The organism is Pseudomonas sp. LBUM1658, assembly GCF_059716055.1.
In genome coordinates this window covers 3,577,359-3,592,378 of the sequence record NZ_CP166798.1, presented here as the reverse complement: position 1 = coordinate 3,592,378, position 15,020 = coordinate 3,577,359, and the positions used below count along the sequence as shown (strand labels likewise).

At 60.4% G+C, this 15,020-nt stretch carries 14 protein-coding genes; 12 read left to right on the top strand and 2 right to left on the bottom strand.

What is annotated here, in order from left to right; genetic code table 11:
• Window positions 1–120 precede the first annotated feature (120 nt).
• The 6 genes from ACA064_RS16385 (at window position 121) to ACA064_RS16360 (ending at window position 7,066) form a co-directional block, all read left to right on the top strand.
• Window positions 121–1,137 carry an AraC family transcriptional regulator gene (locus tag ACA064_RS16385; RefSeq protein ID WP_497674261.1) on the top strand — a complete coding sequence of 339 codons (1,017 nt, stop codon included), beginning with the start codon at window positions 121–123 and terminating at the stop codon, window positions 1,135–1,137.
• A 340-nt stretch (window positions 1,138–1,477) separates the two neighbouring features.
• Entirely contained in the window at window positions 1,478–3,136 is a 1,659-nt protein-coding gene (locus ACA064_RS16380; protein WP_497669049.1) for an AMP-binding protein, read from the top strand.
• Window positions 3,137–3,152: 16 nt separating this feature from the next.
• Window positions 3,153–3,920: an SDR family NAD(P)-dependent oxidoreductase gene (locus ACA064_RS16375; RefSeq protein WP_497674260.1), complete on the top strand. Its 768-nt coding sequence runs from the start codon at window positions 3,153–3,155 to the stop codon at window positions 3,918–3,920.
• A 12-nt stretch (window positions 3,921–3,932) separates the two neighbouring features.
• Window positions 3,933–5,126: an acetyl-CoA C-acyltransferase gene (locus tag ACA064_RS16370; protein WP_497669048.1), complete on the top strand. Its 1,194-nt coding sequence runs from the start codon at window positions 3,933–3,935 to the stop codon at window positions 5,124–5,126.
• Window positions 5,127–5,135: 9 nt separating this feature from the next.
• Window positions 5,136–6,263: an acyl-CoA dehydrogenase gene (locus ACA064_RS16365; protein WP_497669047.1), complete on the top strand. Its 1,128-nt coding sequence runs from the start codon at window positions 5,136–5,138 to the stop codon at window positions 6,261–6,263.
• Window positions 6,264–6,292: 29 nt separating this feature from the next.
• Entirely contained in the window at window positions 6,293–7,066 is a 774-nt protein-coding gene (locus ACA064_RS16360; protein WP_497669046.1) for an enoyl-CoA hydratase, read from the top strand.
• Between the two features lie 116 nt (window positions 7,067–7,182).
• Here the strand turns inward: ACA064_RS16360 and ACA064_RS16355 are convergent, their stop codons facing one another.
• Both ACA064_RS16355 and ACA064_RS16350 read right to left on the bottom strand, forming a co-directional pair.
• A complete protein-coding gene (locus tag ACA064_RS16355) occupies window positions 7,183–8,334 on the bottom strand; it encodes an acyl-CoA dehydrogenase family protein (protein WP_497669045.1) in 1,152 nt (383 codons plus the stop codon).
• Window positions 8,335–8,337: 3 nt separating this feature from the next.
• Entirely contained in the window at window positions 8,338–9,441 is a 1,104-nt protein-coding gene (locus ACA064_RS16350) for an enoyl-CoA hydratase/isomerase family protein (protein WP_497669044.1), read from the bottom strand.
• 651 nt (window positions 9,442–10,092) lie between these two features.
• Here ACA064_RS16350 and ACA064_RS16345 point away from each other — a divergent pair.
• From ACA064_RS16345 to astA, 6 genes are all read left to right on the top strand, one after another.
• On the top strand, window positions 10,093–10,872 hold the full coding sequence (locus tag ACA064_RS16345) for a transporter substrate-binding domain-containing protein (RefSeq protein WP_497669043.1): 780 nt from the start codon (window positions 10,093–10,095) through the stop codon (window positions 10,870–10,872).
• 75 nt (window positions 10,873–10,947) lie between these two features.
• On the top strand, window positions 10,948–11,673 hold the full coding sequence (locus ACA064_RS16340; RefSeq protein WP_497669042.1) for an ABC transporter permease: 726 nt from the start codon (window positions 10,948–10,950) through the stop codon (window positions 11,671–11,673).
• Window positions 11,670–12,380 (top strand): ABC transporter permease, encoded by a 711-nt coding sequence (locus ACA064_RS16335; protein ID WP_497669041.1) that lies wholly within the window; start codon window positions 11,670–11,672, stop codon window positions 12,378–12,380. Before ACA064_RS16340 ends, ACA064_RS16335 begins: the two co-directional genes overlap by 4 nt.
• Before the next feature lie 79 nt (window positions 12,381–12,459).
• The gene (locus ACA064_RS16330) at window positions 12,460–13,221 is read left to right on the top strand and encodes an ABC transporter ATP-binding protein (RefSeq protein ID WP_497669040.1); all 762 of its coding nucleotides are present in this window, start codon (window positions 12,460–12,462) and stop codon (window positions 13,219–13,221) included.
• A gap of 12 nt (window positions 13,222–13,233) precedes the next feature.
• Window positions 13,234–13,713 (top strand): Lrp/AsnC family transcriptional regulator, encoded by a 480-nt coding sequence (locus ACA064_RS16325; protein ID WP_497669039.1) that lies wholly within the window; start codon window positions 13,234–13,236, stop codon window positions 13,711–13,713.
• Between the two features lie 272 nt (window positions 13,714–13,985).
• Window positions 13,986–15,020 carry an arginine N-succinyltransferase gene (gene astA / locus ACA064_RS16320; protein WP_497669038.1) on the top strand — a complete coding sequence of 345 codons (1,035 nt, stop codon included), beginning with the start codon at window positions 13,986–13,988 and terminating at the stop codon, window positions 15,018–15,020.

The following is a 15,020-nucleotide window of genomic DNA, read 5'->3' as shown; positions in this document are numbered from 1 at the left end:
GAAGGCACAGGTTTATTAGTGGGGTTGATGGTAGATGTTCCACCAAAGGAGGCTGGCTTTTTAGCTGCCACTGCCTAAGATGGCCGACACTCGTACAAGACCAAGGCAGTGCAACCGTCAATGTCGGAAAAAGACACCATCTCCATCCAGCTCGTGCGCGAAGCGCTGTTGCAGAGCTGTGCACCTGGCCCTGCGACGGATGAAGTGCTGAACAAGGTCGGCATGGATCCGGCGCTGCTCGATCAACCGCTGGCGCGGGTCCCGGCCACCGACTATGCGCGTCTGTGGCGCCTGCTGGCCCGGCGGATGGATGATGAATTCTTCGGCATGGATCCGCGCAAGCTCAAATCCGGCAGCCTGGAGTTTCTCTGTCGTTCGTCGATGGCGCAATTGACCCTGGCAGCGGGGCTGGAGTCGGGGCTGGGGTTTCTGTCGCTGATGCTCGAACGGATGCCGGCGCAGTTGGTGCAGCAACAGAGCCTGGCGGAAATAGTGCTGCTGGAGGACGACCAGGAACCACGTCGGGCCTTCACCTATTTCACTTACTGGATGATCGTCCATGGCGTCGCCTGCTGGCTGGCCGGGCGGCGTATTCCGATCCTGGCCATTGAACTGCGGTGCCCGGAACCGGATTTTTGCGACGACTACAAAGTGATGTTTTCCCAGAACCTGCGCTTCGACCGACCGCGAACGCGGATGATTTTCGCCGCCGATTGTCTCGAGCTGCCGATCAAGCGCAGCAGCGACGAGCTCAAGCGCTTTCTGGCCCATGCGCCGGCCAATATCCTGGTCAAGTACCGCGACCCGCAGAGCCTGGCCAGCCGGATCAAGCACGATCTGCGACAGTTGCCCGCCGAACACTGGCCGGAAACCGATAGCCTGGCGCAAAGCCTGTGCATGTCAGCCTCGACCTTGCGCCGCCGTCTGGCCGAAGAGGGCCAGACCTATCAAGGGCTCAAGGACAGCGTGCGCAAGGAACTGGCGATCCTCTGGCTGGCCGAACCACAGATCAGCTTCGCCGAGATTGCCACGCGGCTGGGATTTGCCGATACCAGTTCGTTCTACAAGGCGTTTCGCAAGTGGTCGGGGTCCAATCCCGGGCATTATCGCAGTTTGATCTTGAATGAGGCGGGGTAGGCTCGGCGCATCGATTGAGATCTTTGTTGTCTGGTGTAGGAGCTGCCGAAGGCTGCGATCTTTTGATCTTGCTCTTTGGCATACCGGAAATCGCCAAAAGATCGCAGGCTTCGCCAGCTCCTACGCCAACCGGGCACACCCGAATATCTCGATCGAACGTAAACCCCCTAGGCGAGCTTGCTCGCGATAGCGTCGGCACAGGCAACACATCTTTAATCCTTGGCCAAACCAGTCAAACAACTTGATAGCTTTGACCATTGCCCTGCACCCCCTGCGGGGCGAGTATTTCCCTGATTTGTATGTGGTTCCCGTCCAAATAAAATAATGAGGGATTATGGCGATGCGCGATTACCTGGCTGCCACTGCACAGTTCGATTACCAGCACACTGTCGATGAAGCCCTCAAGGGCACGCTGGCGGGGCTCAATGCCTGTGTCGAGTGTTGCGACCGGCACGCCTTTCCCGGCCGTATAGCGTTGTTCTGGGAAGGCCGCGACGGCGCCAGTGCGACCTATACCTTCAGCGAGTTGCAGGACAAGGCCGCGCGCTTCGCCAACTTCCTGCTGGCCCAGGGCGTCAAGAAGGGCGACAAAGTCGCCGGCCTGTTGCCGCGCAATGTCGAATTGCTGATCACCGTCCTGGCCACCTGGCGCATCGGCGCGGTCTATCAGCCGCTGTTTACCGCTTTCGGGCCCAAGGCCATCGAGCATCGACTGAGCAGTTCCGGCGCCGCCTTGGTGGTGACCGATGCCGGCAACCGTTTCAAGCTCAACGAAGTGCCCGACTGCCCGACCATCGTCACTGTCGGCGGGCCCAAGGGCCTGGGCATCGTGCGCGGTGATTTCAGCTTCTGGGCCGAACAGGCCAATTATTCGGCGGACTGTGAGCCGGTGCTGCTCAGCGGCGAAGATCCTTTCCTGCTGATGTTCACCTCGGGCACCACTGGCCCCTCCAAAGCCCTGTCGGTACCGCTCAAGGCGATCGTGGCCTTCCAGAGCTACACCCGCGACGCGGTTGACCTGCGCCCGGAAGACGCGTTCTGGAACGTCGCCGATCCAGGTTGGGCCTACGGCATCTATTTCGGCGTCACCGGCCCCTTGGCCATGGGCCATCCGATCACCTTCTACGATGGCCCGTTCACCCTGGAAAGCACTTGCCGGGTGATCAACAAATACGGCATCACCAACCTGACCGGTTCGCCGACCGCCTATCGCTTGCTGATTGCCGGCGGTGATGAATTCGCCCGCTCGATCAAGGGCAAGTTGCGGATCGTCAGCAGCGCCGGCGAGCCGCTGAACCCGGAAGTGATCCGCTGGTTCGCCGACAACCTCGGCGTGGTCATCCATGACCATTACGGCCAGACCGAACTGGGCATGGTGCTGTGCAACCACCACGCTTTGGAGCACCCGGTACATGTTGGTTCGGCCGGGTTCGCCTCACCGGGACACCGGATCGTGGTGCTCGATGAGAACTTCGAGGAATTGCCGGCCGGACATCCGGGGATTCTCGCCATTGACCGCACTCAGTCGCCGATGTGCTGGTTCGCCGGCTACGAAGGTGCGCCAACCAAAGCCTTCGTCGGCAATTACTACCTCAGCGGCGACACCGTGGAGCTGAACCCGGACGGCAGCATCAGCTTCGTCGGCCGCAGTGATGACGTGATCACCACCTCGGGCTACAGGGTCGGCCCGTTCGATGTGGAAAGCGCGCTGATCGAACACTCGGCAGTGGTTGAAGCGGCGGTGGTCGGCAAGCCGGATCCGGAGCGCACCGAACTGGTCAAAGCCTTCGTCGTGCTCAGTGCGCAATACCGTGCTTCGCCGGAGCTGGCCGAAGAACTGCGCCAGCACGTGCGCAAGCGCCTGGCAGCGCACTCGTACCCCCGTGAAATCGAATTTGTCAGCGAGTTGCCGAAAACCCCTAGCGGTAAGTTGCAGCGCTTTATCTTGCGCAACCAGGAAATCGCCAAGGCTCAAGAGGCCGCGGCTCAAAAAGTTTGAACTGAAGGAAACCATGATGCAGATTGAAAACAAGATTTTTCTGGTCAGCGGCGGCGCATCCGGCCTGGGTGCCGCTACCGCTGAAATGCTGGTGGCCGCCGGTGCCAAGGTGATGCTGGTGGATTTGAACGCCGAAGCCGTGGCCGCTCAAGCGCAAAAGCTCGGCCCAAGGGCGCAGAGCGTTGTCGCCGATATCAGCCAGGAAGCCGCGGCTGAAGCGGCAGTCAAGGCTGCAGTCGCCACCTTTGGCGGCCTGCATGGGCTGGTCAACTGCGCGGGCATCGTCCGTGGCGAGAAGATCCTCGGCAAGAACGGCCCCCATGGCCTGGACAGCTTCAGCCAGGTGATCAACGTCAATTTGATCGGCAGCTTCAATCTGCTGCGTCTGGCAGCAGCGGCCATTGCCGAAGGCCAGGCCGATGCCGACGGCGAGCGCGGGGTGATCATCAACACCGCCTCGGCCGCAGCCTTTGATGGCCAGATCGGCCAGGCGGCCTACGCCGCGTCCAAAGGCGCGATTGCCAGCCTGACCCTGCCTGCCGCCCGTGAACTGGCGCGCTACGGCATCCGGGTGATGACCATCGCTCCGGGGATCTTCGAAACGCCAATGATGGCCGGCATGACCCAGGAAGTTCGCGACTCGCTGGCCGCCGGCGTGCCGTTCCCGCCACGTCTGGGCAAACCGTCGGAGTACGCTGCGCTGGTTAGGCATATCATAGAAAACAGCATGCTCAATGGTGAGGTGATCCGTCTCGACGGTGCCTTGCGCATGGCCGCCAAGTAAGGAGAATTTGTCATGACTATTTCCCACGATCCGATTGTTATCGTCAGCGCCGTCCGCACCCCGATGGGCGCATTTCAGGGCGAACTGAAAAGCCTCACCGCGCCGCAACTGGGTGCCGCCGCGATCCGCGCTGCAGTCGAACGCGCCGGTGTTGCCCCTGACGCGGTGGACGAAGTGTTGTTCGGTTGCGTGCTCCCGGCCGGTCTCGGCCAGGCGCCGGCGCGCCAGGCAGCACTGGGCGCCGGGCTCGACAAGTCGACCCGCTGCACCACCCTGAACAAAATGTGCGGTTCCGGCATGGAAGCGACCATCCTGGCCCACGACATGCTCGTTGCCGGTAGCGCCGAGGTGGTGATTGCCGGCGGCATGGAAAGCATGTCCAACGCACCCTACCTGCTGGACCGCGCCCGTAGCGGCTACCGCATGGGCCATGGTCAGGTCATCGATCATATGTTCCTCGACGGCCTGGAAGACGCCTACGACAAGGGCCGACTGATGGGCACTTATGCCGAGGATTGCGCCGAAGCCAACGGTTTCAGCCGCGAAGCCCAGGACGAATTTGCCATTGCCTCGACGACCCGTGCCCAGCAGGCCATCAACGACGGCAGTTTTGCCGCCGAGATCGTGTCATTGCAGGTCATGGTCGGCAAAGAGCAGAAGCTGATCATCGACGATGAACAACCGCCCAAGGCCAAACTGGACAAGATCGCCGGGCTGAAACCGGCGTTCCGCGAAGGCGGCACAGTGACCGCGGCTAACTCCAGCTCGATTTCCGACGGTGCTGCCGCATTGCTTTTGATGCGTCGCTCCGAGGCGCAAAACCGCGGCCTTAAACCACTGGCAGTGATTCACGGCCATGCGGCGTTCGCCGATACTCCGGGCCTGTTTCCGGTGGCTCCAGTCGGCGCCATCAAGAAGTTGATGAGCAAGACCGGCTGGTCGCTGGATGAAGTCGAGCTGTTCGAAGTCAACGAAGCCTTTGCCGTGGTCACTCTGGTGGCCATGAGCAAGCTGGAAATTCCCCATGAAAAGATCAACATCCACGGCGGCGCCTGCGCCCTGGGCCACCCGATCGGTGCATCCGGTGCGCGGATTCTGGTGACGCTGCTCTCGGCCCTGCGCCAGAAAGGCCTGCATCGCGGCGTGGCGGCCATCTGCATCGGCGGCGGCGAAGCCACGGCCATGGCTGTTGAAGTTTTGTATTAAGGAATCCTTATGCTCCCCAATGACGAACAACTACAGATCAGCGAAGCGGCCCGGCAGTTTGCCCAGGAACGCCTGAAACCCTTCGCCGCCGAGTGGGATCGCGAACATCGCTTCCCCAAAGAGGCTATCGGCGAGATGGCCGAACTGGGTTTCTTCGGCATGCTGGTGCCGGAGCAGTGGGGCGGGTGCGACACCGGTTACCTGGCCTACGCCATGGCCCTGGAAGAAATCGCCGCCGGTGACGGCGCCTGCTCGACCATCATGAGCGTGCACAACTCGGTGGGTTGCGTACCCATCCTCAAGTACGGCAACGATCAACAGAAAGAACAATTCCTCAAACCCCTGGCCAGCGGCTCGATGCTCGGGGCCTTTGCCCTGACCGAACCCCAGGCCGGCTCCGACGCCAGCGGCCTGAAAACCCGAGCCCGACTGAACGGCGACCATTACGTGCTCAACGGCTGCAAACAGTTCATCACCTCCGGGCAAAACGCCGGGGTGGTGATTGTGTTTGCAGTGACTGATCCGAGTGCCGGCAAACGCGGCATCAGCGCGTTTATCGTGCCGACCGACTCGCCGGGCTACAAGGTCGCGCGGATCGAAGACAAACTCGGCCAGCATGCCTCGGACACCTGCCAGATTCTGTTCGAAGACGTGAAAGTACCGGTCGCCAATCGCCTGGGCGAGGAGGGTGAAGGCTACAGAATCGCCCTGGCCAACCTTGAAGGCGGGCGTGTCGGTATTGCCTCGCAATCGGTGGGCATGGCCCGCGCCGCGTTTGAAGCGGCCCGTGACTATGCCCGCGAGCGGGAAAGCTTCGGCAAGACCCTGATCGAGCACCAGGCCGTGGCCTTTCGCCTGGCGGATATGGCCACCCAGATTGCGGTCGCCCGGCAGATGGTGCATTACGCCGCGGCCCTGCGCGACAGCGGCAAGCCGGCGCTGGTCGAAGCGTCGATGGCCAAGCTGTTTGCCTCGGAAATGGCCGAGAAGGTCTGCTCTGCGGCCTTGCAAACCCTCGGTGGCTATGGCTATTTGAGCGACTTCCCGCTGGAACGCATTTACCGCGACGTGCGGGTCTGCCAGATCTACGAAGGCACCAGCGACATTCAGCGCATGGTTATTTCGCGCAATCTTTAAATCTCTACAGTTGAATCAGGAACCTGTTCATGAGCTATGAAACGATTTTGTTGGAAATCCACGGCCGCGTCGGTCTGATTACCCTCAACCGCCCACAAGCCTTGAATGCGCTCAATGCGCAGATCGTCAGCGAATTGAACCAGGCGCTGGATGGCCTGGAAGCCAACCCCGAGATTGGTTGTATCGTGCTCACCGGGTCGAAGAAGGCTTTCGCCGCCGGTGCCGACATCAAGGAAATGGCCGATCTGACCTATCCGCAGATCTACATTGACGATCTGTTCAGCGACAGTGACCGGGTGGCCAACCGCCGCAAACCGATCATCGCCGCGGTCGCCGGGTTTGCCCTGGGCGGTGGCTGTGAGCTGGCGTTGATGTGCGATTTCATCCTGGCCGGCGACAACGCCAAATTCGGCCAGCCGGAAATCAACCTTGGCGTGCTGCCGGGCATGGGCGGCACCCAGCGCCTGACCCGCGCCGTGGGCAAGGCCAAGTCCATGGAAATGTGCCTGAGCGGGCGCTTGATCGATGCGGTGGAAGCCGAACGCGCCGGGATCGTTGCGCGCATCGTACCGGTGGATGAACTGCTGGAAGAAGCGCTGAAAGTGGCCGCAGTGATTGCCAGCAAATCCCTGCCGATCGCGATGATGGTCAAGGAAAGCGTCAATCGCGCCTTTGAAGTCAGCCTGTCCGAAGGCGTGCGCTTTGAACGCCGAGTGTTCCATGCGGCATTTGCCATCGAAGATCGCAAGGAAGGGATGGCGGCGTTTATCGACAAGCGTGCGGCGCAGTTTAAAGGGAAATAAATTGGTGCCTTGAAAAGATCGCAGCCTGCGGCAGCTCCTACGGATTTGCGTTCACTCCATTCATGCGGATGAACGCGGTCATTGTAGGAGCTGCCGATAGGCTGCGATCTTTTTCTTCAGATCTGATAGTTTTTCAAATCCCGCGCAATCACCATCCGCTGTATCTCGCTCGAGCCTTCATAGATCTGGGTAATCCGCGCATCGCGGTAGTAGCGTTCCACCGGATAATCTTCCAGATAACCGTAACCGCCGTGGATCTGTATCGCCGAGGAGCAGACCTTTTCCGCCATCTCCGAAGCAAACAGCTTGGCCTGTGACGCTTCCGACAGGCAGGGTTTGCCGGCGCTGCGCAGCCGTGCGGCATGCAGGATCAGCAAGCGGGCAGCATTCAATCGGGTGTGCATGTCCGCCAGCAGGTTGGCGATGCTCTGGTGCTCGATGATCGGCTTGTCAAACTGTACCCGGTCGCGAGCGTAGGCCAGCGCTGCTTCAAAGGCCGCACGGGCAATGCCCAGGGCTTGCGCGGCGATACCGATTCGACCGCCTTCCAGATTGGACAAGGCAATCGCCAGGCCCTTGCCGCGCTCACCCAGCAGGTTGGCTTCGGGAATGGTGCATTGGTTGAGGGTCACCGCGCAGGTATCTGAAGCGCGGATACCCATCTTGTGTTCGGTCCGGTCGACGATAAAGCCCGGGGTATCGGTCGGTACCAGGAACGCGGAAATACCCTTTTTACCCAGATCCGGATCAGTGATCGCAAAGACAATGGCCAGCTTGGCCCGTTTGCCGTTGCTGACGAATTGCTTGGCGCCGTTGATCACCCACTGGCCGTCGCGCAACTCGGCACGGGTGCGCAGGTTGTGGGCTTCGGAACCGGCCTGGGGCTCGGTCAGGGCGAAGCAGCCGATAGCCTGGCCGCTGGCCAGATCCGGCAGCCAGGTCTGTTTCTGCTCTTCGGTACCGTAATTCATGACCGGCCCGCAGCCCACCGAGTTGTGAATGCTCATCAAGGCACCGGTGGCGCCGTCACCGGCGGAGATTTCTTCCACCGCCAGGGCGTAGGCAACGTAGTCGACATAGGTGCCGCCCCATTCTTCGGGGACCACCATGCCGAGCAAGCCCAGCTCGCCCATCTTGGCCACCAGGGCGTCATCGATCCAGCCGGCCTTTTCCCAGGCTTGGGCGTGTGGCGCGATTTCACGGCGGGCAAAGTCCCGGGCCATGTCGCGGATCATGACTTGCTCTTCACTCAATTCAAGGTCGTGCATGGCTCAGCTCCCACTCGTGTCGAAACCGCTGAAGAAACTCGCGACATGCTCGCCATCGAGCGCGTGCAGGGTCGGCGGGTTCCAGCGCGGAGTCTTGTCTTTGTCAATCAGCAAGGCGCGCACGCCTTCGATCAGGTCACCCCGTTCGAACCACTGGCGGTCCAGGTGCAGCTCCAGGGCGAAGCACGCTTCCAGGCTCAGATGACGACCGCGTCGCAGCATCTCCAAGGTTACGCCCATCGCCAGCGGCGAGCGGCTTTCCAGCAGATCAGCGGTGGCCAACCCCCATTCGTGGCTGTCGGCGACCGTCACTTCGCGCAACTGCTCGACGATGCTTGGTACGTCGGGCAGGGCGAAGAAATGGTCGATGGCCGCACGCAATGCGCGCAAGGGTGCATCAGGCAATTGTTGCACAGCGAATGTCGCCAGAAGACCTTGCAGATCCTTGAGCGCAGTGTCGTGCCACTGCAGGGTGTCGAGGCGCTGGTCCAACACCGCCAGTTTGTCGCTTTCCAGATACCAGTCGGCCAATCCGCAATAAAGCGCATCGGCGGCGCGGATCTGCACACCGGTTACGCCGAGATAGATCCCCAGTTCGCCGGGGATCCGCGGCAAGAAGTAGCTGCCGCCGACGTCCGGGAAATAACCGATGGCCACTTCCGGCATTGCCAGACGGCTGCGTTCGGTGACCACCCTCAGGTCGGCGCCTTGCACCAGGCCCATGCCACCACCGAGGACAAATCCGTCCATCAGCGCCAGCACCGGTTTGGGGTAGTGGTGGATGGCCAGGTCGAGAGCGTATTCCTCGACGAAAAACTCCTGGTGCAGGGTTTGCCCGTTTTTGAAGCTGTCATACAGCGAGCGGATATCGCCGCCGGCGCAGAAGGCCTTTTCGCCGGCACCGCGCAGGACCACCGCATGCACCTGCGGGTCATCGGCCCAGGCGTCGAGTTGCTGTTGCAGGCAGCGGACCATGTTCAGGGTGATGGCGTTGAGACCGGCGGGGCGGTTGAGGGTCAGATGGCCGATATGGTTGCGGACCTGGGCCAGCACTTCGGCTTGGGCATCGACGTCCCATGTCACTTGGGATGAAACCTGAGCAGTCATCACTAACTCCCTGCTTTTATTGTTCTTTATAGAAGTGTTCGCGCGCGAACGATGACGGATCGTAACAGTGCAAATTTGCCATGTACAACCCGGATAACTGCAGGTTGGGTGTGCATTTTTGCAGGGTGGGTGGGTCTGCGCAGACTCTCTTAAGTCGAGCGCGGTCCCTTGTGGCGAGGGGGCTTGCCCCCGCTGGGGCGCGCAGCGGCCCTAAAACCTGCAACCCCATTTCATCAAGCACACCGCATTCGCCGATTTACGACTGCTTCGCAGCCGAGCGGGGGCAAGCCCCCTCGCCACAGCAAGCCCCCTCGCCACAAGTACGATGTTTGCCTCAAGACTCCTGACTGACTGGCATCGGGCCAAGCAAGGCCCACAGCCGATTCGGCTGTGAAATAGCGCTTATCAGCACAACCGGGCTGTCTGCGCAGGCCGTTACGACACCTGTCCAAGGCGTTCTGTTGGCATTCTGGACTTCCTGTTGAAGCCGTCTACGTCAAGGGTTTCAGGGAGGGTGTGGCGACGCACCCGGTTAAAACAATAACAACGCTGTTGCGGTGAACGCCGCATCGACTCTCTGCTCCTGCCCATAAATGTGGCTCGGACCTGTACCAGGCCGCGATAAATCCAAATAAATCGGGACTCAAGAAGATGAACAAGAAATGGCTGACCTTACCGGTACTCGCGCTGCTGTTCTGCGCCACAGGTGCCAGCGCCAAAGAGTGGAAAGAACTGCGATTTGGCGTGAACCCAAGCTACCCACCGTTTGAATCGACCACCGCCGATGGCGGCGTGCAAGGTTTTGGCGTGGACCTGGGCAATGCCATCTGCGCCGAGCTCAAGCTCAAGTGCGTGTGGGTCAGTAACGACTTCGACGGGCTGATTCCTGCTCTCAAGGCCGGCAAGTTCGATGCGATCGAGTCGTCGATGACAGTGACCGATGCCCGCAAGAAGCAGATCGACTTCTCGGATCGTCTGTACGCCGGCCCGACCGCGATTGTCACCCGCAAGGATTCCGGCCTGGAGCCCACCGCCGAATCCCTCAAAGGTAAGGTGATCGGCTACATGCAGGGCACTATTCAGGAGACTTACGCCAAAGCCAAACTGGCTCCGGCCGGGGTGACGCTGCGGGCCTATCAGAGCCAGGATCAGGTCTATGCGGATTTGGTTTTCGGTCGTCTGGACGCCTCGATCCAGGACAAGCTGCAAGCGGAGATGAGTTTCCTGAAGTCGCCACAAGGCGCCGACTTCAAGAACAGTCAGGGCATCAGTGACCCGCTGGTACCGTCGGAAATCGCCATTGGCCTGCGCAAGGACAACGACGAACTCAAAGGCATGCTCAATGCCGCCATCAAGGCCCTGCATGAAAAGGGCATCTACGCGCAGATCCAGCAGAAACACTTCGGCGATCTCGACCTCTACAACAACTGATCCTTGCACCGACAACGCTGCATCGCCCGGTGCGATGCAGCGTCCGGCTGCGGCCAATCAAGACGGGTGACTGACGTGAATTCCTTCCTGAATATTCCAGGCCTCGACGTGTCGGCCCTGCAGGGCTATGGCCCGCTGTTGCTGCATGGCACCTGGGTGACGCTCAAACTTTCGTTTCTTTCGTTGCTGGTGAGCATGTTGATGGGCCTGCTGGGTGCGGCCGCCAAGCTCTCGCCGCTGCGCATCCTCAACCTGCCGGCGACCTTCTACACGACACTGATCCGTGGCGTTCCCGATCTGGTGTTGATGCTGCTGATTTTCTACAGCCTGCAAGGCTGGTTGAGCAGCCTGACCGAGGCGATGGACTGGCCCTATATGGAAATTGACCCGTTCGTGGCCGGCATCATTACCCTGGGGTTTATCTATGGCGCCTATTTCACCGAGACCTTTCGCGGGGCGATTCTCAGCGTTCCACGGGGCCAGCAGGAAGCCGGGGCGGCGTTTGGTTTGAACCGCTGGCAACGGTTTCGTTTCGTGGTGTTCCCGCAAATGATGCGCTTCGCTTTACCGAGCCTTGGCAACAACTGGCTGGTGCTGCTCAAAGCCACGGCGCTGGTATCGATCATCGGCTTGTCGGACCTGGTCAAGGTCGCTCAGGAGGCGGGCAAAAGCACCTTCAATATGCTGGATTTCCTGCTGTTGGCGGCGGCGCTGTACCTGCTGATTACCAGTGCTTCGAACTATCTGCTGCGGGTCCTTGAGCGGCATTACAACCAGGGCGTGCGGGGGATGACGCGATGATCGAGTTGCTTTCGGAATACTGGAAACCCTTTCTCTTCAGTGACGGCTATAACTTCACCGGGTTGGCGATGACCTTGTGGTTGCTTTGCGTGAGCATCGTCCTCGGGTTCTTTCTTTCGCTGCCCCTGGCGATAATGCGGACCTCGCGCTGGGGTGTGCTGCGCTGGCCGGTTCAACTGTTCACCTACGTGTTTCGCGGTACACCGCTGTATATCCAGTTGCTGATTTGCTACAGCGGGATCTACGGCATCGCGGTGGTTCGTTCACAGCCGCTGCTGGAAGCGTTTTTTCGCGATGCAATGAATTGCACCTTGCTGGCGTTTACCCTCAACACCTGTGCCTACACCGTGGAAATTTTCGCAGGGGCAATTCGCAGCATTCCCTACGGTGAAATCGAAGCGGCCCACGCCTATGGCTTGAGCGGCTGGCGTTTGTACCTGCGGCTGATCCTGCCGTCGGCGTTGCGACGGGCACTGCCGTATTACAGCAACGAAGTCATCCTGATGCTACATGCGACTTCCGTGGCCTTTACCGCCACCATTCCGGACATCCTCAAGGTGGCCCGTGACGCCAATTCCGCGACCTTCATGACCTTCCAGGCATTCGGCATTGCCGCGCTGCTGTACCTGGCGCTGTCTTTCGGCCTGGTGGGTGCGTTTCGCCTGGCCGAGAAGCGCTGGCTGAGTTTTCTCGGTCCGGCCCACTGAAGCCGTTGCCGACGTTTTTTCACTTCCCTTGTTTCTATCCAGAGCTGTGCCGACAGCGGTACGGCTCCAGGAGTCTTGCATGTACAAACTGACAGTCGAAAATCTGTATAAACGTTTTGGTGACAATGAGGTGCTCAAAGGCGTCTCGTTGAAAGCGCGGGCCGGCGATGTGGTGAGCATGATCGGCGCCAGTGGCTCCGGGAAAAGCACCATGTTGCGTTGTATCAACTTCCTTGAGCGGGCGGACGAAGGTTCCATCGAACTGGACGGTGAACGGATCGCCACCCGGCCAGCCGCAGGCGGTATGCGAGTATCGAGCCCGGCGCAGTTGCAGCGGTTGCGCACGCGCCTGGCCATGGTGTTCCAGCATTTCAATCTGTGGAGCCACCTGACGGTTCTGGAAAACATCATGCTGGCGCCATGTCGAGTGCTGGGCGTCAGCCGCAAGGACGCCGAGACCAGCGCCCGTGCCTATCTGGACAAAGTAGGACTGCCACAGCGAGTCGCCGGGCAGTACCCGGCCTTTCTATCCGGCGGTCAGCAGCAGCGAGTGGCGATTGCCCGGGCCCTGGCGGTGGAGCCGCAGATACTGTTGTTCGACGAGCCAACCTCGGCGCTCGATCCGGAACTGGTGGGCGAAGTACTCAAAGTAATCCAGGCCCTGGCGGAAGAAGGTCGTACCATGCTGATGGTGACCCACGAAATGGGCTTCGCCCGTCAGGTGTCCAGCCAGGTGTTGTTTCTGCATCAAGGCCGGGTCGAGGAGCAGGGCAGCGCAGAGATTCTCGACCGGCCGCAAAGCGAGCGTTTGCAGCAATTTTTATCGGGCCGTTTGAAGTGAGGCAAGACGTACATGGCGGATATCCGCGATCTGTCGATCGTGCTTGATCGTATCGATCAGGCAATCATTGAGGTGCTGCGCCACGATGGGCGCATCACCTATCAGAAGCTTTCCGAGCGGGTCCACCTGACACCCAGGCCGTGTCTGGAACGGGTGCGCAAGCTCGAACAGCTCGGAGTTATCCGCGGCTACGGGGCGATTCTCGACGAAAAGAAATTGACCCCGGGCTTGTCGTTGCTGGTGCTGGTGGCGTTGTCGAACCAGAGCGGGCGGGCGGCGCAGAAGGCCTTCGAGGCCAGGGTCCGTGCCTGTCCGCAGGTGCTTGAATGCCGCTTGATCAGCGGAGCTTTCGATTACAGCCTGCGCATGCGCTGTCGGGACATGGAGCATTACCGGGTACTGACCGAAACCTGGTTCGACGATCCGGAACTGCATATCGATAAACTGGTCAGCCATCCCGAACTGGCGATGGTCAAGACGTCGATGGAGTAAGCCTGGCGTCTGTGATGACGCCAAAAGATCGCAGCCTTCGGCAGCTCCTACACGGGGATTGTGTTCGACCCGTAATATCGGGTGTACGCGGTCGGCGTAGGAGCTGCCGCAGGCTGCGATCTTTTGATCTTTTCAAGCCCACCGATTCGGCTGCCTACCCCCTCGCTTTCAGCCATTTCCATCACCCCCACCCCCATTATCAGCCGGGTTTTCGCCGCGCCGAATCAGACAATGAGCCTCTCTCAACCCTCATTGATTCCGGAGCAACTGCGATGATCGTCCGTCCTGCAACCATGGCCGATTTACCGGCCCTGCTGACCCTGGCTCACAGCGCCGGCACCGGTTTGACCACCTTGCCGGCGGATGCCGTGCGATTGCGCCAGCGTCTGGAATGGGCGGAAAAAACCTTCGCTGGCGTTGCCGAGCGCGCCGATGCCGACTATCTGTTTGTGCTGGAAGCCGAAAATGGTCAGGCCATCGGCATCTGTGCCCTGGCCGGTGCCGTTGGTATGCGCGAGCCCTGGTATAACTACCGTCTCGGGCTGTTTGTCGCCGCATCGAAAAGTCTCGGGATCAACCAACAGCTGCCGACACTGTTCTTGGGCAATGACATGACCGGCCATTCGGAGCTGTGCTCGTTGTTCCTGCATGCCGACCATCGCAATGGGCTCAACGGGCGATTGCTGTCCAAGGCACGCTTTCTGTTTCTGGCCGAGTTTCGTCAGCAGTTCGGCGACAAGGTGATCGCCGAGATGCGCGGTTACTCGGATGAAGAGGGCGTCTCGCCATTCTGGGAAGGTTTGGGTCGGCATTTCTTCAAGATGGACTTTGCCGATGCCGACTACCTCACCGGCCTTGGCAACAAGACCTTTATCGCCGAGTTGATGCCCAAGTTCCCGCTACCGACCTGTCTGCTGCCGGCAGCGGCGCGTTCGGCGATCGGTCGGGTTCATCCCAATACCGAACCGGCGCTGGGCATGCTCAAGGCCGAAGGTTTCGACCACAAGGATTACATCGATATCTTTGACGGCGGGCCCTTGATCGAGTGCGCCACCGGCGATATCCGCGCGGTGCGTGACAGCCAGGTGCTGCAGTTGAGTATTGGCACACCCGGGGATCAGGCGGTGCCGTATCTGATTCACAACCGTCAGTTCGCCGATTGCCGGATCACCGCCGCCCCGGCACGGGTTGCCGCAGGTACCTTGATCGTCGATGTGGACACCGCGAAGACCCTCGGTTTGACTGCCGGGACTTCGGTACGGGCGGTGAGTCTGGCGGTACCGGCGCGGCAATTGGCGGCGGCCTGA

Bases quoted from the DNA above. Each gene is read 5' to 3' on its own strand.
- ACA064_RS16345 (WP_497669043.1), top strand. From the start codon at position 10,093: ATGAACAAGAAATGGCTGACCTTACCGGTACTCGCGCTGCTGTTCTGC.
- ACA064_RS16370 (WP_497669048.1), top strand. From the start codon at position 3,933: ATGACTATTTCCCACGATCCGATTGTTATCGTCAGCGCCGTCCGCACC.
- ACA064_RS16385 (WP_497674261.1), top strand. From the start codon at position 121: ATGTCGGAAAAAGACACCATCTCCATCCAGCTCGTGCGCGAAGCGCTG.
- ACA064_RS16365 (WP_497669047.1), top strand. From the start codon at position 5,136: ATGCTCCCCAATGACGAACAACTACAGATCAGCGAAGCGGCCCGGCAG.
- ACA064_RS16335 (WP_497669041.1), top strand. From the start codon at position 11,670: ATGATCGAGTTGCTTTCGGAATACTGGAAACCCTTTCTCTTCAGTGAC.
- ACA064_RS16325 (WP_497669039.1), top strand. From the start codon at position 13,234: ATGGCGGATATCCGCGATCTGTCGATCGTGCTTGATCGTATCGATCAG.
- ACA064_RS16360 (WP_497669046.1), top strand. From the start codon at position 6,293: ATGAGCTATGAAACGATTTTGTTGGAAATCCACGGCCGCGTCGGTCTG.
- ACA064_RS16380 (WP_497669049.1), top strand. From the start codon at position 1,478: ATGCGCGATTACCTGGCTGCCACTGCACAGTTCGATTACCAGCACACT.
- ACA064_RS16355 (WP_497669045.1), bottom strand. From the start codon at position 8,334: ATGCACGACCTTGAATTGAGTGAAGAGCAAGTCATGATCCGCGACATG.
- astA (WP_497669038.1), top strand. From the start codon at position 13,986: ATGATCGTCCGTCCTGCAACCATGGCCGATTTACCGGCCCTGCTGACC.
- ACA064_RS16350 (WP_497669044.1), bottom strand. From the start codon at position 9,441: ATGACTGCTCAGGTTTCATCCCAAGTGACATGGGACGTCGATGCCCAA.
- ACA064_RS16330 (WP_497669040.1), top strand. From the start codon at position 12,460: ATGTACAAACTGACAGTCGAAAATCTGTATAAACGTTTTGGTGACAAT.
- ACA064_RS16375 (WP_497674260.1), top strand. From the start codon at position 3,153: ATGCAGATTGAAAACAAGATTTTTCTGGTCAGCGGCGGCGCATCCGGC.